The organism is Planobacterium oryzisoli (assembly GCF_015354315.1).
In the GTDB taxonomy this organism is placed as follows: Bacteria; Bacteroidota; Bacteroidia; order Flavobacteriales; family Weeksellaceae; genus Planobacterium_A; species Planobacterium_A oryzisoli.
This window is the reverse complement of record NZ_JADKYY010000010.1, coordinates 59,358-85,843: the sequence shown is the minus strand read 5'-3', so window position 1 is coordinate 85,843 and position 26,486 is coordinate 59,358. Positions and strand designations below refer to the sequence as shown.

Sequence of the window (26,486 nt, the reverse complement as noted above, 5' to 3'; positions counted from 1 at the left end):
TTATGGGGTTTTTAATTTTTAACTATCTTCAAGATATGAAATCCCTACTGGTTGTTTTGCTACTTACGTTTTCCTTGGTTAAAAGTCAGGAGGGATTTAAATTGCCAGAGAACAAACCAATCTCCCTGGATTTTAAACTTATTAACAATTTAATATTTCTTCCTGTTCAGGTCAATGGAGTTACCTTAACTTTTTTGCTCGATTCGGGAGTCAATGAAACACTTCTTTTTAGTCTGGAAAATAAGGAAGTGGACTTTAACGATGTCGAGAAAATGAAATTCTCTGGACTGGGTGAAAACACCGATATTGAAGGTTTGCTTGCAATCAATAACCGTGTGACAGTCGGTAAAGATTTTACAGACAATGCGCACCGAATTTACATTATTCTAAACGAATCCTTTAACTTCTCATCCCATGTAGGAATTGAAGTGAATGGCATTTTAGGCTATCATTTCTTCAAAAACCATCAGATCAAAATTGATTACATTAAAAAGAAAATTACCGTCTACCCATCTTTAGCTAAACTAAGAGGGGAAAAGCGCTACAGTGTTGCGCCACTATCCATCGAACTAAACAAACCCTACGTCTATGCTCAAGTGTTTCAGTCCAGTGGAGGGAGCGATTCAAAAATGCTGATAGACCTTGGAAACAGTGATGCCGTATGGCTGTTTCCTGCCCTTATAGAGGGATTTCAATACAACAGACCTAACATCGAAGATTTTTTAGGCAGAGGATTTAATGGGGATATATACGGTAAGCGAAGCAGAATTAACCGGCTTGCCTTAGCAGGTTTTACACTCCAAAAACCGCTGGCTGCCATGCCCGACCCTAGCTCTATACAGCACCTTCGGTTGGTGGAAGGCCGCAAAGGATCAATTGGAAGTGAAATACTGCGCCGATTTAGCGTGGTGATAGATTACTCCGCCTCGCGCATTCTTCTCAAACCTAACCGGCACTTTTCAGACCCTTTCCACTTTAATATGAGCGGTCTGGATATCAAGCACGATGGCATGTCATGGCAACAGGATCTTGTACGTGTTGAAAGCCCCAAAGTCGGGTACCAAACAGGCGATGAAAAACCCCATTATACGGCTACAGCAGATTTTAAATACCGCTTCACACTTCGCAATGAATATTCAGTGGCAGGTGTACGTAAAGACTCTCCTGCTTTTATTGCGGGCATACAAGCCGGGGATAAAATAGTCAAGATAAATGGAAAGAAAGCAAGCGAGTTTACCCTATCGAGTATGCATGAGCTATTCAAATCTTCAGAAGGAAAGAGGATTATTATGGAATTGGAAACAAATGGTGCAATACGCAAAGTGGAATTTCGACTTGAAGATCCAATACCCTACCAGCCATGAGATTCAAATCAGCCACTTTAAACTCTATCCGAAACCGACCGAGGTTTAAACTCTATACCCTCTATACACCTAAAGAGTATGAACAAATTCTTGCCAGCCATTTAAAGCTAAGGGCTCATGAATTCATCTACCAACTTACTAGCGAAAGCGCACAAATACAGGTCCGCACTGCGAGTGCACCTTTCTGGAAGCCCTGCCTCACCTTACGTCCAGAAAAACACGGTGAGCAAACTATCATCCGTGGGATATTTGGTCCTTCTTCGGCCGTATGGACTTTCTTTATGTTTCTATATTTTGTTTGGAGTATTCTTTGGATGGTGCTCATTACTTTATGGTTCGTAGGCATTCAAATAAAAAGCGAGCAGTACAGCTGGGCCCTTGCTGCAAGTATGATCGTACTTTTATTGGCAGGCCTGACATTTTTCGCTGCACAAATCGGAAAAAAAAAGGCTTTACGTGAAATGGCCTTACTAAGGGATTTTGCGGTCAAGACTCTACTTCCCTTGGAGTCTACAGTAGCAAAGTAATTATTGTGATGCGTAACGTTTTCTAATTTCCGAAAGGTAATCGTCTACAAGAATAGTAAGCTCGCGCTCCGTTAAAGCTCCCTGTGAGACAGATGAAGCAGCAAGCCAAGGTTTAGTTATAAAATCTGTTTGGTCCACCACTACGACGGGGGTACCAAACATTCTGATTTTTCCTTTGGTGGTGAATTTTGGAGTCTCTGCAAAATCGTACAGCCACTCTGCATCCTCCATAAGCAGACGAAGGCATCCATGGGAAGCATGGTAGCCCGGCAAAGCATACTGATGCCAGCCTATCCCCATGGTGTTATGTATATTAACATTCCATGGCAACTTCCAACTAGGATCCACTGTGGAAATAGCCAGTTTCTTCTTCCAATTGACTGAGAAAAGTCCCGTGGGACTGGGAGTAGATTTTTTGCCCATACTGGTAGGACCCCAACGTAGCAGTGTACCGTGGTTGTATACTGCGAACGCATGTAAGCGGTAAGAGAAAACAACGATCTTCTCAATATCAATAAGACTTTCCACTTGGATGGGAAAAGGGGCGAGTTGCAAAAAAGAACTCCAAGAATCTCTTGGAACAACAAGTGAATTCACGGCATAACGATGCGCAAAATCAATACGGTTTAGTGCGAAGATATTTCCAAATTCCTTAGAGTTGTACTTAGTCATTAAATCCTTCCAAAACTCCTTCTTTTCTGTAGCTGTGAAGGGTAAAGGAATAGTTTCTAGCTCTACGTCTGCTGTATCGGTCTGGAATCCAGAGGCACTTTCTGTTGCTATACTGCTATTTGGTGATTGGATTATACTATTTCCAGCTGATAACGAGACGCACCCGATAGTAGAAAAGCTAAGTATTACAAAGAATAACAGTACTATGACACATTTTAAACAAAAAGTCCCTCGGCGCGATTGTTCCAATGCGCAGAGGGACCTTTTAGTTGCGGGTTTTATACTACTCCCACTCAATGGTAGCAGGTGGCTTACTTGAGATATCATAGGCTACTCGATTAATACCCTGAACTTCATTAATAATTCGGTTGGAAACTTTTTCCAAGAAGTCCCAAGGTAACTTACTAAACGTAGCGGTCATAAAATCAATCGTATTGGCACTGCGCACTACACACGTATATTCGTAGGTACGCTCATCGCCCATTACCCCAACAGACTTAACTGGAAGCAGCACTACAAAAGCTTGTGATACGGTTTCGTATAACTTGTTTTTGTACAGTTCCTCGATGAATATGTCGTCTGCTTTTTGAAGGATTGCAACTTTTTCACGGTCCACTTCCCCCAAAATCCGGATTCCTAGTCCAGGCCCAGGGAAAGGATGTCGGTAGACTAAGTGGTGTGCAATCCCCAATTCTTCTCCTACTTTACGCACTTCGTCCTTGAAAAGTTCTCTAAGGGGTTCCAGCAATTCCATTTTCATTTCTTCTGGAAGGCCACCCACATTGTGATGGGATTTGATAACTGCCGAAGGCCCCTTTACTGATTGACTTTCAATGACGTCCGGATAAATGGTACCTTGAGCTAGGAAACGAGCACCTTCAAACTTGTGTGCCTCCTCATCAAATACTGCTACAAATTCCTTTCCTATTATTTTTCTTTTCTCTTCCGGATCACTAACACCCTTTAATTTGTCGAGAAAACGATCGGCAGCATCCACCATATCAATCTTCATATGGAAATGCTCCCCGTAATTTTCCATGACTTTTCGTCCTTCATCAAGTCGCAATAGACCAGTATCCACAAAAATACACTGCAGTTGATCTCCGATGGCTTTATGTATAAGGACCGCCGCAACGGAGGAATCTACACCACCTGAGAGTCCTAGGATTACTTTATCCGAACCTACTTTTGTGCGAATTTCCTCAATGGTGCGTTCTATGTATCCGGTGAGCTTCCAGTTTTTTTCTGCTCTACAGATATTCTCTACAAAATTTTCCAGCATTTTCCAACCTTCCGCGGTGTGGGTAACTTCCGGATGGAACTGAATACAAAAAATCTTTTTTTTCTCATTGGCCATAGCGGCGATTACGCCACTTCTACCTGATATTTCAAATCCCTCTGGAACAGTTTCTACTTCGTCAAAATGACTCATCCAAACCTGTGAATGTCTAGAAACCCCTGTAAAGAGCGGGTTACTACGAACTATTTCAAATTCACTTTTGCCATACTCTCCCTTACTGCCCTTCACTACTTTTCCGCCGAGAATATGCGCAGTAAGCTGCATTCCGTAACATATTCCCAAAATAGGAATACCCAGTTCGAAAAGTGCTGGATCCACCAAATGGGCATCAGGTGAGTTAACTGAACTGGGACCACCGGAAAGTACAATTCCTGCAGGTTTTTTTGACAAAATGGTCTCAAGTGGTGTGTCAAAAGGAACAATCTCGCTATAGACTTCCATTTCCCTAATTCTTCTACCAATCAGTTGGTTATACTGGGATCCAAAGTCCAAAACGAGTATACCGTTGTGCATATTATATATATTTCAATAAGTTAGTACTATATCGATCTTAAAGTCCGCGCTGAAGCGTCCTGTGCATACTTAAATTTAAAACTTTGCTATATCTTCCCGATAGAATCCGTAGTCAAAGTGCACCGGAAGCGCATCTGCATAAACCATTTCACGGGCCTTCTCATACGAATCCGCCGTTGCAACTAAGTTTAATACCCTACCGCCAGTGGTCACAATGCGCTCACCCCGGTACGACGCTCCTGCAAAGAGGATCTGGCTATGCTGCACTTTATCCAATCCTTTTATTTCAAATCCAGTTTCAATGTTTCTTGGATAACCTCCCGAACACATTACCAGACAAACCGCTTTTTTATCTGAAAACCGAAGTTCTATTTCCTTTCCTTCCATACAGTCCAAGATTAAATCTAAGAGATTGTTTTCAAGCAGGGGAAGAATGACCTGCGTTTCGGGGTCTCCCATTCTCATATTATACTCCAGCAGGTAACATCCGTTTCTGGTGACCATCAAACCGAAAAATATAAATCCTTTGAATTCAAGCAGTTCCTGTTCCAAACCTTTGAGGGTGGGAGCGAGAATGTTCTTCTCAAAATCCGCCATATGTTCCGCCGTAAATTCAGGACTAGGAGCCACACTGCCCATACCGCCGGTATTAGCGCCTGTATCTCCTTTTCCTACTTTTTTATAGTCCTTTACAGGAATACAAGGAAAAATATTCTTACCGTTGGAAAAAGCTATGATAGATGCCTCGAATCCTTGAAGGTACTCCTCTACGATTACCTGGATACCCGCATCACCGTGGATACGACGAATCATAAAATCGTGAATGGTTGCCTCAGCCTGTTCCAGATTCTCACAAATCACCACGCCCTTACCGCTGGCAAGACCGCTAGCCTTAATAACTAGAGGATAACTATGGTGGCGTATATAATCCTGTGCCTTGGCATAGGCATCGAAAACTTTGGCTGTTGCCGTTTTAATGCCGTACGTCTGCATAAACTTCTTAGAAAAAGCCTTGCTTCCTTCCAGGGTTGCAGCACGCTGCTTGGCACCAAATATCTTGAGTCCCTTGGCATTAAACTCATCCACTATACCATCTACTAGTGTAGCCTCCGGCCCAACAATGGTGAGATCAATCTGTTCCCGCTGTGCAAAATCGCAAAGTTCAGCAACACTTCGGTGCGCTATATTGGTACCCAGTTTTTCCGTCGTTGCATTACCTTTTGCGAAGTACATTTTGCTGACTCTTTTGTCCGCATGTAATTTGATTGCCAGAGCGGATTCTCTGCCGCCATCTCCCACTAGTAGTATTTTCATAGTCTATCTTGTATAGGTATTGTTATAGTTATAATTACAAATTTAAATAAATTTCCTGCGGATTGAAAGGTGTTCGATCAATGCAGAAAATGGCGTGTACCTGTGAACAACATTGGAATTCCATGCTCGTTGGCGGCTTCGACACTTTCTTCATCGCGCATACTACCGCCCGGTTGTATGATGGCTTTAATACCCTGCTGCGCACAATAATCCACCACATCGCGGAAAGGGAAAAACGCATCCGATGCCAGAACCAAATCCCCTGAAAATTTCTCCTTCGCCCTCTCTATAGCTTGTTTCGTAGCCCAGATCCTGTTCACTTGTCCGCCGCCAATTCCCAGTGCCTGTGTTCCGTTGGAAACCACAATAGCATTACTCTTGACATATTTCACGACTCGCTGGGAAAATATAAGGGCCGATAGCTGGGATGCTGTAGGTTGGAATACGGTTTTCACCTCGATAGTTGAAGAAAAACCCGTATCATTCTCTTGCACCAGGATTCCCCCGTCTATTTTCACCCAGGTATACCTATCACTTAATGGAGCAGTAATTTGTATTATGCGAAGGTTCTTCTTCGTTTTTAACTCTTCCAATGCATCCTGAGAAAACTCTGGAGCCATAACGATTTCCAGGAACGTCTTATTCAGCTCTTGTGCAGTTTCTAGGTCTACTTGATAATTCATAGCAACAATGCCTCCAAAAATGGATACGGGATCACATTCGTAGGTTCTATGATAGGTTTGCAGCGGTGTATCTCCAATGGCAACACCGCACGGAGTGGAGTGTTTAACAGCGCAGCATGCCAAATCTTCTTTAAATTCTTGCACCACTTTCCAACACAAATCCATGTCCCTTAAATTATTAAAGGATAGCTCTTTACCGCCCAGTTGCTTAAAGTCTTTCATTGCACCCTTCTGGTCGGTTGCAACATAATAGGCTGCAGATTGTTGCGGATTCTCTCCGTAGCGTAGTTCAGTTACTTTGCGGTACGATGCGTTGAGATACTCAGGATAGGGTTCGTCCACCAACAGCCTTGCAATAGCTGCATCGTACGCAGAGGTCAGATTAAAAACTTTACCCGCCAGAGCGCGTCTTGTGGGAAGTAAGGTGTGACCTTCTCTAGAAATTTCTTCCATTATCGTCTGGTAATCTGAGGTGTCGGTTACAACCGTAACGCTTTGGTAGTTCTTTGCTGCTGAACGTAGCATCGAAGGACCTCCTATATCTATGAATTCGATTTTCTCTTCCAAGGAAATATTCTTTGCCGCATTCTCAAAGAAGGGATAGAGATTAACCACGACCATATCAATCAATTCAATACCATAGCTCTGTACTGTTTGCATATGCTCCTTATTCTCTCTTAAGGCTAAGAGGCCTCCATGGATCTTTGGATGTAATGTTTTTACCCTGCCGTCAAGCATTTCAGGAAACTCTGTAACTTCGTCTATGGAAATCACCTCTAAACCTTCATTTTGAAGATGTTGAAACGTTCCTCCAGTAGAGATTATTTCGTATCCATGGTTGACAAGAAAGCGAGCAAATTCCACTAAGTTGGATTTGTCTGACACGCTTATAAGTACTCTTTTTTTCATAGTAATTTGCTATATGGTAAATTCCTAATTAACACATTGAATTCAATACTTTTGCAACTGCTTCGGGAAGAATTTCGTATTCCAGTTCCAGAACCCTTTTTGCGAGTTGTTCGGCGCTCTCACCCGGCATTATTTTTAGTGATTTCTGCACGATGACCTCTCCAGTGTCTATGCCTTCTGTTACATAATGTACACTCGCACCGGTGTATTTTTCTTTATTTTCTATTACGGCCTCGTGCACCTTTATACCCCACATCCCCTTACCTCCGTATTTAGGAAGTAAGGAGGGGTGAATATTTATAATTTTATTCTCAAATCGGGAAATGAACTCCTCACTTAGAATGGACAGAAAGCCTGCCAGAACAATTAAAGAAGTTTCTTGAGGAACCACCTCCAACAACTGTCTAGAAAGTGATTCTCCGCGGGTCAGCATAACCGTGGGAATTCCTGCATTTTTGGCCCTTTCTAGTCCCAGACAAGGACGGTCGGCTACTACTAAGTTTATTTCAGCATTAGGGATAATTCCCTGAGAGAACACATCCATTAACCGTTGTAAGTTTGTGCCCGATCCCGACACAAGTACTGTAATCTTTGCGCTTGCCATCTGTTAATCCATCACAAGTTTTATCTTGTCTTGTCCTTTAGTGATTTCCCCTATAGTATAACTTTCCGGTAGCAGCTCCAAACATCTTTCCTCTAGCGAGGCATCCAATACTACTACCATGCCTACTCCCATATTAAACGTACCATGCATCTCTAAGCGCGCTACCTTTCCTCTGCGTTCAAGTTCCAGCATGATGCTCGGTACCCTTATGGCTTTTTCTTTAATGTGGGCGCACAATCCCTGTGGAATTACCCGCGGTACATTTTCAATCAATCCACCTCCGGTGATATGCGCCAAACCACTAATGCGCATCTCACTCTGCAATTTCTTTATCTGGTTGTAGTATAATGCCGTCGGTATCAGTAGGGATTCATGGATCGGTTGTCCTTCAAACTCTTCATTAAAATCCGGAAATACTTTACGTACTAGAGAAAAACCGTTGGAATGGAATCCTGAACTAGGGAGCGCAATAATTTTGTCGCCCTCTTTTATGATGGAACCATCGATAATATCCTCTTTCTCTACAATTCCCACACAAAATCCTGCGACATCATAGTCACCGGGCTGGTACATTCCAGGCATTTCTGCAGTTTCGCCACCTATAAGTGCACACTCGTTGTCCTTACAGGCCTCCACCATACCCAAGACAATTTCAGCAGCAATATCGGAATCCAGCTTACCACAAGCTAAATAATCCAAGAAAAATAGAGGCTTTGCGCCGTGGCAGAGAATATCATTGGCACACATGGCAAAACAGTCAATTCCAATAGAACTGTAGTTCTTGGTATCAAGTGCTACTTTTAATTTGGTCCCCACTCCATCGGTTCCTGAAACCAAAACGGGATTACGATATCCTGCTATTTGGTAGAAAGCACCAAAACTGCCCAAATTGTTAAGCACATTGGCATTATGTGTCTGGGATACAGCATTTTTTATTTTGTCGACTGTGCGGTAGCCCTCCTCTTTATCTACTCCTGCACTTTTGTATGTGTTTTCCATTGCCTGGTATTTCTGTTGTTCGTTTTGTGAGTTGTTGCAATTAAAACAAGGTCATAGACTCTTGCCACTATAAAGTTACATATAAGATTCTGAGTACTTGTCGGTTCATTAAAAAAGCCGACAATCTATTCAGACGTCGGCTTATATATTGATGAGTTCACACCACTTCAAAGGTTCCATTTTTTCAAAATTAAGATTGTTACCAACAATTTGCAGCATGTATCTTCCATGTTTTAATTAATTGCGAAAATAAGGATTTTTACCGGTAGCCGAAAATTTAAAACGGTGACATTTCAAAAATTTTAGTACGATTCAACCCCCTTTACTTTCGTAGAAAACACTATTTTTATGCACTAAAAACAAACTAAATGGCCTCAGGAATTTTTGCAATACTCGACGATATTGCAGCTTTGATGGATGATGTAGCAGTGACTGCAAAGGTTGCAACCAAGCAAACCGCGGGAATTTTAGGAGACGACTTGGCAGTCAATGCGGAAAAAGCAACCGGCTTTCTATCTTCCCGAGAAATACCAGTGCTGCTGTCTATAATGAAGGGTTCGTTCCTAAATAAACTCATTATAGTACCAATTGCCTTTCTCTTACAGTTTCTTTATCCGCCTGCCATCACCATAATTCTTATTCTTGGTGGACTTTACTTAGCTTATGAAGGTGTCGAGAAAATCGTTGAGTACTTGTTCCACAGGCAGAAACATGGTGTAGAAGTGGTTCAGGAACTGGAACAGGACGGTCAAAAAGCTGAAAAAGATAAAATAAAATCCGCCGTTCTTACGGATTTTATCCTGTCCATCGAAATTGTAATCATAGCGTTAGGAACGGTTCTCAACGAATCCTTAACCATTCAGATATTGACCGTATCGATAGTAGCTATAATTGCTACGGTGGGTGTGTATGGAATCGTTGCACTAATAGTGCGAATGGACGATGCAGGATTTCGTTTGATGAAGAGCTCCTCGGAGCGCCAGCCAGTGTATAAGGTAGGTAATATGCTAGTTAATGCACTTCCTTGGGTGATAAAAACCTTAGGGGTGGTAGGAACCCTTGCACTGCTGCTCGTTTCTGGTGGAATCTTTGACCACAATATTGAATGGGTACATCATTTAGTGCCGCAACTACCTTCGTGGATCAAACAGATGGTCCTTGGACTCCTGGTAGGTATTGTAGCCGTGGCTGTAGTGGCTGGTATAAAAAAAGTGTCTCCAGGATTTGGGAAAAGTTAGATCCATACTTTGCTGCCACTTCATTATAGTCTGAGCTTTTACTTAAAGTTCAAGCATTGGGACTTCCATTAGAAGCAAAGTTGTTCCCGCTTCAATGGTCATTGTAAATTGCTGCGCCTGTTCAATCGCGATAGCATCTCTGCGATCCAGTTGATGGCCTTCCACTTGGACCCCACCTTCCAGCACAAAGAGAAAGACTCCATTACCAGAGCGGTTTATTGCGTAGTGCTGCTCAGATTCAACGGTAAATTTACCTATGGAAAACCATGCATTTTGGTGAATCCAAAGGCCTTTGCCTTCGGATTTAGGTGCTATAATGAGGTGAAACTGATCCGTTTTCTCCTCAAATTCCATCGGCATCTGTGCATAACGCGGCTCCACTCCGAGCGTGTCCGGCACTATCCAGATCTGTAAAAACTCTACCGGTATATCTGGGTTTTTGTTAAACTCACTATGTCGTACTCCACGGCCCGCGCTCATCACTTGTATTTCACCGCGCCTAATTACTGCTCGAGTATCCATAGAGTCTTGATGTTCGAGATCCCCTGACAAAGGAATTGAGATTATTTCCATATCCCGGTGGGGATGCGCTCCAAAACCCATTCCTCCCTCCACGTAATCGTCATTGAGAACCCGCAGAGCTCCAAAATGCATACGTTGGGGATTATAATAATTAGCAAAACTAAAGGAATGATAGCTCTTTAGCCAACCGTGGTCCGCGTAACCTCTATTCTTGGCTTTATGCAATTGAATTTTCATATTGTGATTTATTAAATGATAATTTCAATCGCAAATTTCCTGATAAGTATGTACATACGCATTGATGTAGGATAATAAAGATGCTCTAAGCAAGTGGCCAGAACCATCACTCAGAGCATCGATTAAAATTAAAGAAATGCAATTTATACTACTACTTCATCCTTTCCTACACCTTTAAGGTTTAGCGTGATCAGGGCAGCTAAAATCATAGAAACACCACCTACCACGACATATCCGATGGCGTAATTGGCAAACAATGCATTTACGATAGGGCCGCCAAAGACTCCATTAACTATTTGAGGAAGCACGATAAAGAAGTTGAATATTCCCATATACACACCCATTTTCCGCATAGGTATCGCATGAATAAGCATAGCGTATGGCATGGCAAGAATACTAGCCCATGCAAAACCAACTCCGATCATAGAAATCCACAAATGCGAAGGATTCTCAATGTAAAACATGGAAATGAGCCCCACCCCTCCACTAAGTAAAGCAAGGGCGTGTGTCTGCTTTTTACCGATCCGTCGTGAAAGCGGCGTCAGAAGAAATGCAAAGCCAATAGCAAATAGATTGTAATAGCCGAATAGCTCCCCTACCAAATTACCTGCGGCATTGAATTCCGGCGAAGAAGCATCAGACGGTGCCAACCCATAGTGGTGCGTAGCCACTGAGGTAGTTGTATAAACCCACATGGTGAAAAGCGCGAACCACGAGAAAAACTGGACCAATCCTAAGCTCTTCATAAGAGGGGGTATCTTTGCGAAATCTTTAAATATATCCGTAAGCCTAGCTTTTTCTTCCGGCTGCTCAGTTTCCTCCTGTGAAAACGCTCTGAAATCTGCGGGAGAGTATTCCTTAGTCGTAAGGACGGTATAGAGAATGGTCAACAATAGGATAGCAGCACCAATATAAAAGGAGTAAATTACTGAATCCGGAACAAAACCCTCCGCTGCGGTATTGGAAATCCCAAGATTCGTCAGCCACAAAGGCATATTTGACCCAATCACCGCTCCGATGCCGATAAGGATCGTTTGAACGGAAAATCCTACGGTTCCTTGACTTTTAGGAAGCATATCACCTACCAGCGCACGGAAAGGCTCCATGGCTACATTGATAGAAGCATCCATCATCGCCAAAAACAAAACCGCAAATACCAGCACCCCGCCTGCAAGGAATACACTTACCGAGGCACTGTTGGGCAGAAACACCAGGCCGATGGCAGTAAGCAGAGCCCCTATTAAAAAATATGGCTTGCGACGTCCCCACTTTTCAGACCATGTATGATCGCCTAAATGCCCTATAATGGGCTGTACGATCAGTCCTGTAAAGGGTGCTACTAACCAGAACCAGGAGAGATGGTGCACATCGGCCCCGAAGTTTTGAAGAATCCTACTTGCGTTGCCATTTTGCAATCCGAAGGCCATCTGGATTCCCAGAAAACCCATACTCATATTAATGATCTGCGCTTGCGAAAGACGTGGTTTTATACGTTTATCCATAATTGATATTAGTGTGTTTTTTGATTAAGATTTTCTATCAATGGCTCCTCCAGCGCCTTTTTCCCTTCGACCACCTGAGAAACTACTTCGTTAGGAATAGTCATCGAAAGTACATATTGGCGTATCTGCCAAGTACCGTTGATTTTCTCTAAGATTCCAGAACCTCTGCAAAGTAGCATTTGGGTTGAAAGTAGCTCATTGAACCAGGCATAACGCGTGTCATGGGAGACAACGATATTTCGTTTCAGAGAGGTAAAACTCCAGGCCTTCCCTTTTTTAAAGTGTGGCCGAGCGTATTCCATAAACTCTTGTTTGTTCCAAACCTCCGTTGCATCAGTACCGACAAAAGTACTTTGGTCCGCAAACAAAGAAAAATAAGAATCAAAGTCTGTAGTGTGAGCGTACTGGTTTAGACGGTCCAAAATTTCCCCTACTTGCTCTTTGGCTTCTGAGTCAGGCAACTTCTGCTGAGCGCCGAGTGCGGTACTCAACACCAGAAAAAACAGTGCAAATGCGATTCGGTTCATTATTGTATTTCTAATATAAGTGAGGTTTTAGCAGATACTTCTAAGAAATCAGCCTTTAAATCCACGCGGTTTCCACTCACCACATCTGTGCCTTCGATACTTCCTTCTAAATTCTGTGCAAACCGGCTCAGTGATAGCTTTTGCGTCTGCTCGCTGTTATTAAGCACGACCATTATTCGGTCCTTGGAATTATACCTAAAGTACACATATACTCCGTTCTCCGGCATATAGTGGGTAGTTTTTCCGTTATGTACCACATCCTTGGATTTTCTCCAATTGAGTATTTTCGATGTGATGTCATAAAACTCCTTCTGCACCACAGTACGTTTGTCACTTATAAAAGCATTTGTGCTATCTTCTTTCCAACCACCAGGAAAATCGTGGCGGATATCGGCATCCCCAAGACTCTTTTTTCCACGCATTCCAATCTCCGAACCGTAATAGATCTGTGGAATACCTCGGATGGTAGAGACTAAGGTCAGAGCCATCTGATAGGCTTTTGGATTGGATTCAAAGATCTCGTTCCACCGTTCGGTATCATGGTTTTCAAAGAAGACCATTATATTATTAACATTCGTATAAAGAAGATCATTACTTAGTGCGTTATAAATTTTAACCATTCCCTTATCCCAACTCTCTTGCTCTTTTAATGCAGAAGAAAGATCAGTATAAAGTGTAAAATCCATAACGGATGGCAAATTGGAGTTGTATCCGTCTATGGCAGCAATTGGAGAATCCTTCTGCCAGTATGCAATATGGGCAGGACTGTACATCCAAGCTTCTCCCACTACATTAAAATGAGGATATTCCTTGGTTATAGCTTTGACCCATTCGGCCATTGCCTCCTTGTTGTTGTAGGGATAGGTATCTACCCGCATTCCACCCAGGTTGGCATACTCGATCCACCAGATTGCATTTTGTTTCAAATAGTTTAAAAGAAACGGATTACTTTGGTTTAAATCCGGCATAGTAGTGTCAAACCACCCGTTTAGAGCCTCTTTCGTATCAATATCTGAGGCATTGGGATCAAGTTGGGTCGTTGTTCTGTAGTTAGAACGCTTAAAGCCGTATGCACCTTCCCCATCCTCAAATTGGTGAATCCAGTCTCTGGAAGGAAGGTCCTGAATCATCCAATGAGATATACCCCAGTGGTTGGTGACGTAATCTTGAATGAGCAGCATCCCCCTTTTCTGCAGTTCATTGCTTAGTTCGACATACTCCTCATTGGTGCCGTATCGGCGGTCAATCTGATACAGGTCGGTCTGCGCATACCCATGATAACTCGTTCGCTTTTCATTATCCTGATTAGCGGGGGTCAGCCAGAGCGCTGTTGCTCCCAGACTATGAAGGTAATCCAGGTTGTTGATAATACCCCGCAGGTCACCGCCATGTCTGCCGTTTGGATTAGATCGGTCTGCTTTTTCAGTAAGCTCTTTCACCGAGTCGTTACTTTCATCTCCATTGGCAAAACGATCGGGCATTATTAGGTACACCACATCTTTTGAGGAAAAAGACCTACGGTCCCTTGAATTGGCTTGTCGCTCCTTTAGTTCGTACTTATAGCTGTCCACGGTACGCCCTGCTTTCTTTAGGTAGAGCGTAAAAAATCGACCGTCTATTTTATCGGTATCCACTGTGACAAAAAGGTAGTTCGGATTTTCTACCTTTTCTACTTTCTCAATGGCAAGACCCTCAGAAAGCTCCACCTGATAGGAAGCTATCTTGTCTCCATAAAGTAAAATTTGCAATTTGGACTCGGTCATACCTTTCCACCAAAAAGCAGGTTCTACCTTCTTAATCTGCGCTTGGACTGCCACAAACAGCAGAACAAAACAAATAGCAAGTAATTTTTTCATAGTTAAAAACGAAAATAAAAGCGCCTGCCTATAGGGCAGGCGCATCTTAGAAGAAATTTATTTGAGTGGCTTTAGAGAAATTGCATACCCACCGCTTCGTGCTAGATCTATGCTGATTTTTGATTTACTGCTCACTGTTTTCTTGAATATGTGGTAACTCTGTGGATTGGAAATATAGTCGGCGTCTTTTCCATCCTGATAGACAGTAGCCTCGTATTTTTTACCTTTAGGAAGGAAGGAAAAATCGACGGTGAATCGCCGTGCATTTTCATCCGTAATCCCTCCTACAAACCACTCATCCTTTCCTTTAGCTTTACGCGCTGTATGGATGTAGTCTCCTGGTTCTGCAGAAAGTATCACTGTATCGTCCCAATCGGCTGCCACATCCTTGATGAATTGAAAAGCATCCAAATGGCGCTGATAATTTTCCGGTAGATCTGCCGCCATCTGCAAAGGACTATACATTACCACATACAAAGCAAGTTGCTTCGCAAGTGTTGTTTTTACAAAACGTTTATCACCCGGGAAGTAATAATCCAGCTTGGTTTGAAAGATCCCCGGAGTGTAGTCCATTGGTCCTCCCATGAAACGCGTAAAAGGTAAAATAGTCTGATGGTCTGGGTTATTTCCACCAAAAGCCTCGAACTCTGTACCTCTTGCTGCTTCCGCTGCAATCCAGTTCGGATAGGTCCTGCTTTGACCACTCGGACGCACACTCTCGTGCGAATTCACCATAATCTTATACTCATGTGCCTTCTCGGCAATACGCAAATAGTGATTTATCGTCCATTGGGAATAATGGTGCTCCCCTCGGGGAATGATGTTACCCACATAGCCTGTTTTAACTGATGGGTAACCGTATTTGTTCATAAGTTGAAAAGCCTTGTCAGCCCAACGCTCGTAATTTGTTGCAGAACCAGACGTTTCGTGGTGCATCATAAGACGTATACCTTTCTGATGTGCATACTGGTTGAGCATTTCAATATCAAAATCCGGGTATGGTGTAATGAAATCAAATACAAATTCTTTGGAGTGTCCAAACCAGTCCTCCCAGCCAGCGTTCCAGCCTTCTATTAATAGTGCATCAAATCCATGTGCTGAAGCAAAATCGATATACTCTTTAACTTTGGTATTATTTGCTGCATGATTACCATTGGGCGTAAGGCTAGAGAAATCGGTCTTTCCGATATGTACATTTTTGGCTGTTGAATAAGCCCACTGCGATTTTCCAATGATCATTTCCCACCAAACGCCCATATACTTGGTTGGTTTGATGTACGAAGTGTCTTTGTAGTGCGTAGGTTCATTCAGATTGAAAAGCATCTTGGAGTCGAGGACTTCCTCTGCTTTATCGGAGACGATAATAGTTCTCCAAGGACTCACGGCGGGTGTTTGAATATACCCCTTAGCGCCCTGCCCGTCCGGGGTCAGATGCGTCTTAAATTTGTAGGTGGTTGCATCCACTTCCAGATTCGAGGCAGCATAATTCACCACGGCCGCTTCTGCCAAATTTATATACAGAGGCTGCTTTCCTTCTTTTTTAAGCATCAGCGGTGACTGCACCGCATTCTTGATGGTAGTCTGAGAAGCATTTCCATCGTAAGAGCTTGGCCAGCGCTGTGGAATCTCAGAAATATTGGTGGTTTGCGTTTGGTACTCCTGTGAATCATAATCACCAGTAAGCCACCAGGCCTTCGCGTCCCATGGCAAATCAATTTCTGAATCTTCTTCCTGGATTACGAAATAATTCAAGTTCTTTTGCTCAGGAAACTCGTAACGAAAACCCAGCCCATCGTTGAAAAGTCGGAACTTTACTATTATGTGGCGCTCGTTGGCTGTTTGATTTAAAGTTACAGCAAGTTCATTGTAATGATTCACATAGGTTTTTTTCTCTCCTAAGACAGGATCCCACTTTTCATTTTTGCTGGAAAATTCCTCTTTTGTTTTAACGAATCCTTCCAAGAGATCTTGTCCCTGTTGGTCCTTTCGTTCTAATTCTGATGCGAATTGTATATCACCGTCTTTCAGGAGCCGTAGGCCAAGCCTTGAGTCTTCAACCACGGTCTCACCTTTATATTTTAAGTTATAATACGGGGATCCGTTCTTTAAACTGAACTCCATTTTAAACTCACCATTTGGAGAGCTAAGTGTCTGTGCATTCAAAAGCATACTGCCTACTACCACAGCAAATGCACTTAATTTAATTTTTAACATAATAGCTGAATTTACAATCATTAAATATAAAAAAAACTGCTGCTAAAAGCAACAGTTTTTCCTTTTAAATAGGCATGATTTATTTCTTAATAAGAAGGTATGCACCCGTCAGATCGTTGAAATATACATCATAGATTCCCGCTTGGGAAACGTTGATGTTTGGCCCTTGTAAAGTGGCAACTCCGGAGATCTCCGTCGCACCACCCCAAGATATATCCCAGCCATTCTCGGCGCGGAATTTCACCTCACCAACAGGAAGCTCTACATCGTAAAGCGTCCACTGGTGCGGATCAAAAGTAGACTTGGTAAGCGCTACATCACTACCCCATCCTGTAAAGCCACCAATAAGACCAATGCGGTTATATGTAGTTGCTGTTGAACCGGTATACGGTGTGATAGAATAGGTTTTGGCTACAATATCCATTTCAAAAGTATAATATCCTGCGGCAGGAATTACAAATGTATCAGGATCACCCGTAGCATCCACAGTACCTATACCTGTTCCACGTACTCCCCATTGAGAACTCCACGTATTATCTCCTAAGGTTTCTAATACCTTAAATCCTCCAGAATTAAAATACCCGGTAAAATAAAATTTATTTGTATTTACAGGATCGCGGAATAAAGCCTGGTTATTATTGTTGGTACTCCATCCGGCTGCCACAGCTTCACCTACTAGGAACAGATCTTTGAATGCGACGTACGGAGTAACACTGATAGTTACTGGAGTCGATACCGCTGTTATAGTTCCACCCACCGATTTAGTGGTAGCAGTAACCCGAAGATCGACTTCTGCAGCTACTCCTGCCATAAGTCCGAGCTTAAGTACGGCATCGTTTAATACCTTGTGGCTAACCTCAAGAGAGGTTTCATTCTCCACCGTACCAACTGCTGCAAAATCCGTAGATCCTTTCTTGGCTACTTCAACAAAATAGGAAACGTCTGTTCCGTACTCGTAGTCGGACCATGAAATTGTGGTTGCAATATCCAATGGAAGCTCTCCGCTCAGTACAATACTTGCCCCCGCACTTGGAGAGGTAATTACCGGCTTGGCAGATGGGTATGGTGTCACATCGAAATTAATCACATTGGATGTGTTCGCGCCCGAAGTTACTTTTATATACACCTTCTGCGCGCGGTACGGAGCAAATCCTGCCTGAATAAGCGCTTCGTTTAAATCTCCTATGGTGGTAGTGAAATTAGTACTTGAAGAAGTTCCCAACGTCACAGGGCTTGCAAAATCTTCTGTCGCAGAGATATGCACCGTGTACTCACTTGCATTAGATAAGGAATTATCCCAGGCCAGGCGGAAGGTATTATCTGCCATTGTTGGGTAGAGTACACTGGAACTCAATGTAGTACTGTAGAGTTCAAATGAAGGCTCAGGACTTTGCATAGTGAAATCATCCTCGCGGCATGACTGCAGGAACAAAGGCACCATTAGAGCCATTAGTAAAAATTTAAATATATTTTTCATAATATGTTTTACTCTTTATTACTGTGATACAATAGTGTAAGTTCCTGCCTTTAAGTTAACTGTAACTTTGTAAGAACCGCCGTTACCAACGAATTTCACATTACCGTTATCTCCTTTTGGTCCTACATAACCACTATAGCCGTGGTTGTCCTTAAGGATGTTACCCCACTCTAAATCTCCCCAGTCTTTTTGACCGATGAATTTGAACTCAGCATCTGCTCCAAGTGGCGTTACGATTTCGTATATTCCAGGAGAGACTTGGGCCATGGTTAGTGGCGCAGTAGCGCTCCAACCGTTCATACTTCCCACCATATAAATTTCTGGGAAATCCCATCCAGCAACCGGAGAAGCCTCCACTTCTATAGATTGTACCGCTGTAGCAGCATCAATAGAAATTTTATACATTCCAGAGGTACCGGTAAATTTCATGTTTTCATCACCGTCTTGCACTAAGTTAGAAGAAACCTGTTTAAAATAACGGTAGTTCTCACGGGTACCTGCCTGGTCTATACTGTAGTTGAGAGGATTCCAGTTCGTTTGACCCAAGAATCTAAACGGCTCGTTTCCTGTTAGATAGGTATAAATATAAGACATATTGGAAGTCTTGTATAACGGTATTGCTTGCCCTGCATCCCAACCTGCAGCGGTGGCTCCTCCTACAAGATAGAATGTAGGGTATTCTAGTTCGTACGGAGTGATTGTCAGCATCGTTGTATTAGAGGTAGAGGTTACATATTCGCCCGCTTCCCCGATATAAGAGGAAACTCTAAAATACAAACTGCCCTGTTCGTTTGCAGTAAGACCTAACGTCTGGGCTGCTTTGTTCATTTCTCCTACCGTATAGCTCACAACTCTTTGTGAACCCGATACCGTACCCATTACGTAAGGAACTTCAAAGCTCTCATCAGCGGAGGCCTCCACTTTATACTTTAACTCTGTGGGTTGTGAGTACTTTGCTACATCCCAAGCTATGGTTAGTGCCAAATTATCTGGGAAGTTGGAATCCAGGAAAAGTTCTTCCTGAGAAAGGTCCATTACAATCGCAGGCGATTGGTTCTCAATGGTGAGTATCTCACGATCCTGACATGCTGCTAGCCCAAAAAGCATTAGCAGCGTTAGGAGTGCGTTTTGAAAAATATGTTGTTTTTTCATTTTATAATTTTCAATTAGTTCAACTTAGTAACCAGGATTCTGAATTAGGTTAGAATTGGCAATTATATCGTTGGCCGGGATTGGGAATAAGTTTCTGTATTCCGGTACACTTGCGCCCTCTTTAGCTCCTCCTTTCCACTGCCACAAATAGGAAGATCCTGTGTAGCGCCCGTAACGGATAAGGTCGGTTCTTCTGGTCATTTCCCAAGAAAGTTCACGAGCTCTTTCGGCTAGAAGAAAATCTAACGTCAGATTAACCACTGGGGTAACTCCAGCTCTATCACGTAGTCGGTTCACATACTGAAGAGCCGTAGCCATATTACCGTTCCCCCCTCTTACAGTTGCTTCGGCGTACATCAAATACACATCACCAAGTCGGTATAGTGGAATGTCCGCATCTACGAAATCTCCCTTGGAATCGGATCCTGCTTTACCATCGCTGAAACGGATGTTTTTGTACTTGATAAATGCATACCCGTCCTTGAAGTTACTTAGATCGTTGATATCCAGTGACTGTCCTGCTGTGTAGAAGCGTCCTCTTTTATCGTCCTCGGAGAAAAGGTTCACAAAGGATTTAGTTACGCGAAGACCTCCCCAGCCGCTATTGATTCCAAACTCAGAAGCCGACATAGAACCTCCAACAGCAGCATGTACTAAGAATGTAGTTCCTCCGAATGTACGTGTCTTAATACCATCGTAGTTTATAGAGAAAATGACCTCTGGATTATTGACGTCGTTGTCCGCCATAAATAAATTCTGGTATCCAAAGTTCTCATCGTCTCTAATATCGTTCTTCAACTGATATCCCGCGTTAATGATTTTAGTAGTATAGGTTATAACTTCGTTATTTCTCTCAGTGCCGGTATACACTTTCGCATTCAGATACAAACGAGCAAGTAACGTCCATGCAGCCGCTTGGTCTGCACGTCCGTATTGGTTCGTACGTGGCGCTTTAAGTTCTTGCTCTACTGCAAGAAGCTCGCTCTCTACGTAGTCAAATAATGCAGCTCTCTCGATTCGTGAAGGTTTCACACTGCCTCCCGATTGGTAGTTTTCATCTACAAAAGGTACATTTCCAAAAAGATCCAATGCATGATAATACGACTGTGCTCTTAGAAAACGAGCCTCTGCACGCATATACCTTGCTTCATCCAGATCCGTTCCTGTGATTCCATTGGCAGCAAGTTTCTCTTCCGTCGTGTTGCGGATAAACTCGTTAGTAAAGGCAATTTCACCGTAAATACGGTAGTAAAGTGCTGCGATAAACTCATTGGATGGCGTCCAAGTCATTGTATTCATTTGCGGAAGCGTACCGTCCTGCCATGCAATCTTTGCCTCATCGGTAGTAATTACCTGAAGGGTGTACAGCTGACGCATATAGCTGGAGAACCCCCCGTCGATACCGCCGATATCGGAATTTCCGTCACCTCCTTCTTGTCCTCCTACAGCCAATCCACCGTATAGTTTGGCTAAAAGGTTAGGATAATTAGAGAAATCCTTGTATAAATTGGTGGATGAGGCCTCAGTAATGGGCTCACGCTCCAAATCCTGTGTACAGGAACCTGCCGAAAAGCTAAGGATCGCTCCTAAGGCACCCGCCAATACTGTTCTTGTATTTATATTGAAAAGTTTCATTTGTATGATTTTAATTAAAATTGAAAATTAAGACCTAACGAATACACTTTTGGTCTTTGGTAGAAACCATTGTCAATGTTTCCGAAAATCTCTGGGTCTACGCCCGTGTAATCTGATATAACAAAGACGTTCTGTGCCATACCATATACTCTAAGGTTGGAACGGTCGCCAAACAATTCTCCGAAGTTATACCCAACCGTTAAATTGTCCATTCTTAGGAACGATGCGTCTTCTACGAATGCGTCAGACCAAAGGTTAAGTTGAGGAAACTGGTAGTTGACAGTTGTACTGTATACATTCTGCAGGTATCCGTTGGTTCTAAGTGAAGCTAGGGAAGAGTTTGAAGCTGCATTATTATAGACATAGTTCCCAAGTACTGCACGAAGAGATGTAGAGAAATCCCAGTTCTTGTGCGTCACTTTTGTGGAGAACCCAAACAAAGCATCCGGTGTAGTTGATTTGTAGAAATACTTATCTGAATCATTCACTACGCCATCTGCATTAACATCCGCATATGCCCCAGGTACAGGGTTTCCAGCAGTATCATAAAGCTGCTTGTATACATAAAATGAATAAGGAGCCTGTCCCACAGTGTGTGCCTGGATATTGTTACCCACACCACCGGAGAGTCCTCCTACCTGAATTTTAAAATCCGCAGCAACCTGATCTGATAAACTGGTGATTTCAGATGTATAATGCGTAGCATTTAAGTTTACATCCCAGGTGGTATTCTCCGTTTTTACAGGGGTAAAATTTAGAACTACCTCTATCCCTTTGTTAACCATATCTCCCACGTTCTTGGTATTGTAGTTGGAAAGTCCACCGGCTGCTTCAGGAACGTAGGCAATAAGATCCTCGGTATCCTTTTGGAATACATCCACGGAACCGCTGATTCGGTTAGAGAAGAAACCAAAATCCAAACCTATGTTTTGGGTAAGGGTTTTTTCCCATGTTAAGAATGGGTTGTACTGCTCAGCGCGGTACATTGGATAAAATGCATCGCCGAACAAATATTCTGCGGAATCATTACTTAACTGGTAGCGTGCAAAAGAGGGATATGTTCCTCCTACTTCCTGCTGACCAGTAATACCATAACCTAGCCTAAGTTTAAGTGTAGAGAGATTTTGGGATTCGTTTAGGAAATTCTCTTCGTTGATCTTCCATGCAAATGCTGCAGCCGGGAAGTTACCCCAAACATTATCCGTAGTCCCATTATAGAAGCGGGATGATCCGTCTCTACGCAAGGAAGCAGTAAGGATGTACTTGTCTTTAATGGTGAAGATTGCACGCCCGTAGAAAGAAAGGAGAGTAAGGTTGTCTGCATATCTTCTAAAAGGAGTGAGTTCAGTCTCACCCGTAGTAGCATTGGTACGGATACTCTGGCCGGCAGGAGTATCACGGAAGAAATCTTGGTAAGAATGTCCCACCATTAAATCCACATTGGTGTCAAGAGCACTAAGAGTTTTTACGTAATTCAAGTAGGTTTCGAACAACTTGTTTTTCTTCTCTTGCTCGTAAGGACCCACATTGTGGAAACCATTTCCGGCGCCACTAAATCCGTTTGTGTAGTTGCTTCCGTACCCTTTACTATAGTCGTATGCTACATTAACGTTCCACCGCATTTCTGGAAGGAAGTGCAGTTTATAATCTAACTGGAGACTTGGCATAAGACGGTATACAGAGGATACGTTTCTTGTAGCATTTAATAGACCCAGAGGGTTTCTGTTGGAAACTGTATTGAGTCCTCCATCACTGTTAAGCCATTCGAAGTATCCCCCAAAACGCTGATCGTCCATATACACTGGCTGTGTTGGATCGAAATAGATAGCATTATTAATGGCTCCCCCGTCTGGGAAACGGTTGTCTGTAAATGAACCTTTAAAGCTTGCATTCACAGTTAAATGGTTGTCAAAGAATTTTGGATTAAGGTTCAAACCAACGGAGGTTCTGCGAAACTCATTGGTTTTCACAATACCGTTTTGCTCATTGTATCCTAAAGATAAACGGTATGGGAGTCCCTTAATGCCTCCACTTATGGCCACATTGTTATCGGTTCCCCATGCTTCCTGATAAATCAAGTCCTGCCAGTTGGTACTAGCAGTACCTAGTAGCGCTTTGGCTGATTCGGTACCTACTTCATTTACAAAGGCCCGGTATGCATCTGCTTCCAGTACATCCGCATTCCCCATCTTGGTAGAAACGGAAGCTACGGTTGAGAAATTAACTCTTAGCTTACCTGCAGTACCTTTCTTAGTTGTAATTAAGATAACCCCGTTGGAGGCTCTGTTCCCATAAATAGCCGCCGCCGATGCATCCTTTAAGATATCAAAGGACTCAATGTCGTTCGGGTTAATTAGAGATAGAGGGTCAGAGGCTCCAGAAACACCACTGAAGTCCTGTGGCACACCATCGATAACGATTAATGGGGCACTGTTTGCATTAAGTGACGCACCACCACGAATACGAATAGTGGAACCTGCTCCTGGAGCACCTCCATTACCTGTAATTGAAACACCGGGAGCTTTACCCTGGATTAGCTGTTCTGGGGAGGTAGCTCCACCATTAAAGTCCTTCGCAGAGACAGAAACTATGGATCCGGTAAGATCCGATTTCTTTCTCTGACCGTAACCGATCAGTACAACCTCTTCGATCTGCCGTTCTCTCGGAGAATCAATCGTGTCGGTAGTCTGCGCTTGCAACATTGTTCCAGCCAAAAGAAAAGCCGGAGCAATTTTCAAAACTGTACTATAGTTTCTCACAAATATAAAATTTAAGGATTAATATAATTTATTCTTCTTACCGTTTGATAGTATTCTTTGTATTTACTAGAAGTAACCCAGCCTCCTAATTTATATATTTTTCAATTAACAAAAAATTAATACTAATTTTCTTAAAATTGTAAAATATAACATGTTTTTAAAAGCAGTTAAAACAGAACCTAAAGTGCTGATTACTTGCATATAAAATACTGTTTTTCGAAGATTATACTTTGTACCAAATTTACAATACTTTTAAACACTTATTTAACGGAATTTTTACCAAAATCAGCTTTAATGATAACAATCATAACTTCATGCAACGTAAAACGCATTTTTCTTAAGGCGTTTTTAGAAGTATATTTGCAGTAAATTTCCAATTAAGATGTCAGAGAAAAGACTTATTACAGCTGCTCTTCCTTATGCAAACGGCCCCGTCCACATAGGACACCTTGCGGGAGTATACATTCCGGCCGACGTGTTTGCTCGCTACGAGCGACGCAAAGGAAGCGATGTTGCTTTTATATGTGGGAGCGACGAGCACGGAATCCCTATCACTATCAGGGCGAAAAAAGAAGGAGTATCCCCGCAGGACGTGGTGGATAAGTACCATACATTAATTAAAAGCACGTTTCAAGAGCTTGGAGTATCTTTCGATATCTATTCCCGGACAAGCTCGGAGAAACACCATCAAGTAAGTCAGGATTTCTTCATCAACCTATACCAAAAGGGGAAGTTCACGGAAGAACTCTCGAATCAGTACTACGATAAGCAAGCGGGTGAATTCCTGGCAGATCGTTATATTGTTGGAACCTGTCCAAATTGCGGAAACGACGGCGCGTACGGAGACCAATGTGAGAGCTGTGGATCTACGCTCTCTCCATCGGAATTACTGAATCCTAAATCCATGCTTAGTGGAAATATTCCTGAATTAAAAGAAACCAAGAATTGGTACCTTCCATTAAATGAATACAGTGAATTTCTTGAGGACTGGATCATTAAAGGTCATGAAAAAGACTGGAAACCAAACGTATACGGTCAGGTAAAATCCTGGCTTAGTGAAGGACTCAAGCCGCGTGCTATGACCCGGGATCTAAATTGGGGCGTACCGGTTCCTTTACCGGATGCTGACGGCAAGGTATTATACGTCTGGTTTGATGCACCGATAGGCTACATTTCTTTTACTCAGGAGTGGGCAGAGAAACTTGGAAAAAACTGGAAAGACTACTGGCAAAATGAAAGCAGCAAGCTTTACCATTTTATTGGAAAAGACAATATCGTGTTTCACTGCATTATATTTCCTTCCATGATGAAAGCCCATGGCGATTATATCATGCCAACCAATGTTCCAGCCTTTGAATTTTTAAATCTGGAAAATGATAAAATATCAACTTCCCGCAATTGGGCTGTATGGGCACATGAATACATAAAAGATTTTCCTGGTATGCAGGATACACTACGCTTTGCGTTACTGTCATCTGCACCGGAAACCAAAGACAATAATTTCACTTGGAAGGATTTTCAGACAAAAAACAATTCAGAACTAGTAGCTATTTTCGGCAATTTCGTTAATCGCGTGAGCGTCCTAATGCATAAGTACTACGAGGGTATTATTCCTAATTCATCCACGAAACCACAGGAATTAGAGGAAATTGAAAAAAGCGCCAAACTAATAGCTCTGCACTTAGAACAGTTTGAATTCCGCAACGCTCTTGGTGCACTCATGAATTTAGCTCGATTTGGTAATCAATACCTCCAAAGTAAAGAGCCCTGGAAAACCATCAAAGAGCAGCCTGAAGAGACCAAAAACACAATGTATGTGGCCGCCCAAATTGCCGCTGCTCTGGGTCAGCTTTGTGAGCCTTTCATGCCTTTTACCTCCGAGAAACTGCTGCGACAATTTAATATGGAAAAACTACGATGGGCTGATGTTAAGGGAGAGTTAATTGCGGGTGGCTCGAAACTGATGGAATCCGAGCTCCTGTTTTCAAAGATTGAGGATGAGCAAATTCAAGAACAGATAATGCGCCTGGAAAACACTAAAATAGAAAACCAAAAAACCAATCCTAAAGCGAGCCCCATGAAAGATGAAATAACATTTGATGATTTTACCAAAATTGACTTAAGAACTGCTACGATCCTTGAAGCAGAAAAGGTGGAAAAAGCAGATAAATTACTTAAATTCAAGGTAGATACAGGAGTGGATATCCGTACGGTTGTATCCGGCATTGCGGAAAGCTTTTCACCAGAAGAGTGCATAGGAAAACAGGTTACTATACTGTTAAATCTAGCACCAAGAAAAATTCGAGGCATCGAAAGTCAAGGAATGCTTCTTCTCACCCAGACACCTGAAGGTAAGCTCACGTTCGTTACTCCTGAAAAACCAACGGATAATGGAATAGAAATAAGCTAAGTATTGTGCAGATACTATAGCTAAGGCAACCTTTGTACAAAATAGCTGCCCTCAGGTTTTTCTGGGGGCAGA

At 42.7% G+C, this 26,486-nt stretch carries 19 protein-coding genes; 4 read left to right on the top strand and 15 right to left on the bottom strand.

Features of this window, described 5'->3' with window-relative positions; translation table 11 throughout:
• Both IC612_RS08465 and IC612_RS08460 read left to right on the top strand, forming a co-directional pair.
• On the top strand, window positions 1–1,364 hold a 1,364-nt coding region (locus IC612_RS08465; RefSeq protein ID WP_228512940.1), incomplete at its 5' end, for a PDZ domain-containing protein.
• Complete coding sequence (locus IC612_RS08460) at window positions 1,361–1,891, top strand: hypothetical protein (protein WP_194739747.1); 531 nt, start codon at window positions 1,361–1,363, stop codon at window positions 1,889–1,891. The genes IC612_RS08465 and IC612_RS08460, both read left to right, overlap by 4 nt.
• Here the strand turns inward: IC612_RS08460 and IC612_RS08455 are convergent, their stop codons facing one another.
• The 6 genes from IC612_RS08455 to purM form a co-directional block, all read right to left on the bottom strand.
• On the bottom strand, window positions 1,892–2,563 hold the full coding sequence (locus IC612_RS08455) for a L,D-transpeptidase (RefSeq protein WP_194739746.1): 672 nt from the start codon (window positions 2,561–2,563) through the stop codon (window positions 1,892–1,894).
• Window positions 2,564–2,846: 283 nt separating this feature from the next.
• Window positions 2,847–4,376 carry a glutamine-hydrolyzing GMP synthase gene (guaA, locus tag IC612_RS08450; protein ID WP_194739745.1) on the bottom strand — a complete coding sequence of 510 codons (1,530 nt, stop codon included), beginning with the start codon at window positions 4,374–4,376 and terminating at the stop codon, window positions 2,847–2,849.
• Between the two features lie 75 nt (window positions 4,377–4,451).
• Window positions 4,452–5,690, bottom strand: coding sequence for a phosphoribosylamine--glycine ligase (purD, locus tag IC612_RS08445; RefSeq protein ID WP_194739744.1), 1,239 nt, complete (start codon window positions 5,688–5,690; stop codon window positions 4,452–4,454).
• Window positions 5,691–5,767: 77 nt separating this feature from the next.
• Window positions 5,768–7,282 (bottom strand): bifunctional phosphoribosylaminoimidazolecarboxamide formyltransferase/IMP cyclohydrolase, encoded by a 1,515-nt coding sequence (purH, locus tag IC612_RS08440; RefSeq protein WP_194739743.1) that lies wholly within the window; start codon window positions 7,280–7,282, stop codon window positions 5,768–5,770.
• Window positions 7,283–7,310: 28 nt separating this feature from the next.
• On the bottom strand, window positions 7,311–7,886 hold the full coding sequence (gene purN, locus IC612_RS08435) for a phosphoribosylglycinamide formyltransferase (RefSeq protein WP_194739742.1): 576 nt from the start codon (window positions 7,884–7,886) through the stop codon (window positions 7,311–7,313).
• Window positions 7,887–7,889: 3 nt separating this feature from the next.
• On the bottom strand, window positions 7,890–8,885 hold the full coding sequence (gene purM, locus IC612_RS08430; protein WP_194739741.1) for a phosphoribosylformylglycinamidine cyclo-ligase: 996 nt from the start codon (window positions 8,883–8,885) through the stop codon (window positions 7,890–7,892).
• Window positions 8,886–9,253: 368 nt separating this feature from the next.
• Here purM and IC612_RS08425 point away from each other — a divergent pair, with 368 nt between their 5' ends.
• A complete protein-coding gene (locus IC612_RS08425; RefSeq protein ID WP_194739740.1) occupies window positions 9,254–10,123 on the top strand; it encodes a DUF808 domain-containing protein in 870 nt (289 codons plus the stop codon).
• Between the two features lie 42 nt (window positions 10,124–10,165).
• Here IC612_RS08425 and IC612_RS08420 read toward each other — a convergent pair whose 3' ends face one another.
• The 9 genes from IC612_RS08420 to IC612_RS08380 form a co-directional block, all read right to left on the bottom strand.
• Window positions 10,166–10,882, bottom strand: coding sequence for a pirin family protein (locus IC612_RS08420; RefSeq protein WP_194739739.1), 717 nt, complete (start codon window positions 10,880–10,882; stop codon window positions 10,166–10,168).
• A 143-nt stretch (window positions 10,883–11,025) separates the two neighbouring features.
• Window positions 11,026–12,384, bottom strand: coding sequence for an MFS transporter (locus IC612_RS08415; RefSeq protein ID WP_194739738.1), 1,359 nt, complete (start codon window positions 12,382–12,384; stop codon window positions 11,026–11,028).
• An 8-nt stretch (window positions 12,385–12,392) separates the two neighbouring features.
• Window positions 12,393–12,911 (bottom strand): nuclear transport factor 2 family protein, encoded by a 519-nt coding sequence (locus IC612_RS08410; RefSeq protein ID WP_194739737.1) that lies wholly within the window; start codon window positions 12,909–12,911, stop codon window positions 12,393–12,395.
• A complete protein-coding gene (locus tag IC612_RS08405; RefSeq protein ID WP_194739736.1) occupies window positions 12,911–14,767 on the bottom strand; it encodes a glycoside hydrolase family 13 protein in 1,857 nt (618 codons plus the stop codon). The genes IC612_RS08410 and IC612_RS08405 overlap by 1 nt, the downstream gene beginning before the upstream one ends.
• A gap of 57 nt (window positions 14,768–14,824) precedes the next feature.
• The gene (locus IC612_RS08400) at window positions 14,825–16,981 is read right to left on the bottom strand and encodes a glycoside hydrolase family 97 protein (RefSeq protein WP_194739735.1); all 2,157 of its coding nucleotides are present in this window, start codon (window positions 16,979–16,981) and stop codon (window positions 14,825–14,827) included.
• 79 nt (window positions 16,982–17,060) lie between these two features.
• Entirely contained in the window at window positions 17,061–18,458 is a 1,398-nt protein-coding gene (locus IC612_RS08395; RefSeq protein ID WP_194739734.1) for a SusE domain-containing protein, read from the bottom strand.
• Window positions 18,459–18,476: 18 nt separating this feature from the next.
• Entirely contained in the window at window positions 18,477–19,610 is a 1,134-nt protein-coding gene (locus IC612_RS08390) for a SusE domain-containing protein (protein WP_194739733.1), read from the bottom strand.
• A 24-nt stretch (window positions 19,611–19,634) separates the two neighbouring features.
• Window positions 19,635–21,245, bottom strand: coding sequence for a RagB/SusD family nutrient uptake outer membrane protein (locus IC612_RS08385; RefSeq protein WP_194739732.1), 1,611 nt, complete (start codon window positions 21,243–21,245; stop codon window positions 19,635–19,637).
• Between the two features lie 14 nt (window positions 21,246–21,259).
• Complete coding sequence (locus IC612_RS08380) at window positions 21,260–24,004, bottom strand: SusC/RagA family TonB-linked outer membrane protein (RefSeq protein WP_194739731.1); 2,745 nt, start codon at window positions 24,002–24,004, stop codon at window positions 21,260–21,262.
• A 382-nt stretch (window positions 24,005–24,386) separates the two neighbouring features.
• On the opposite strand from IC612_RS08380, the gene metG reads away from it, so the two are divergent.
• On the top strand, window positions 24,387–26,414 hold the full coding sequence (gene metG, locus IC612_RS08375) for a methionine--tRNA ligase (RefSeq protein WP_194739730.1): 2,028 nt from the start codon (window positions 24,387–24,389) through the stop codon (window positions 26,412–26,414).
• The last annotated feature ends 72 nt before the right edge of the window (window positions 26,415–26,486 follow it).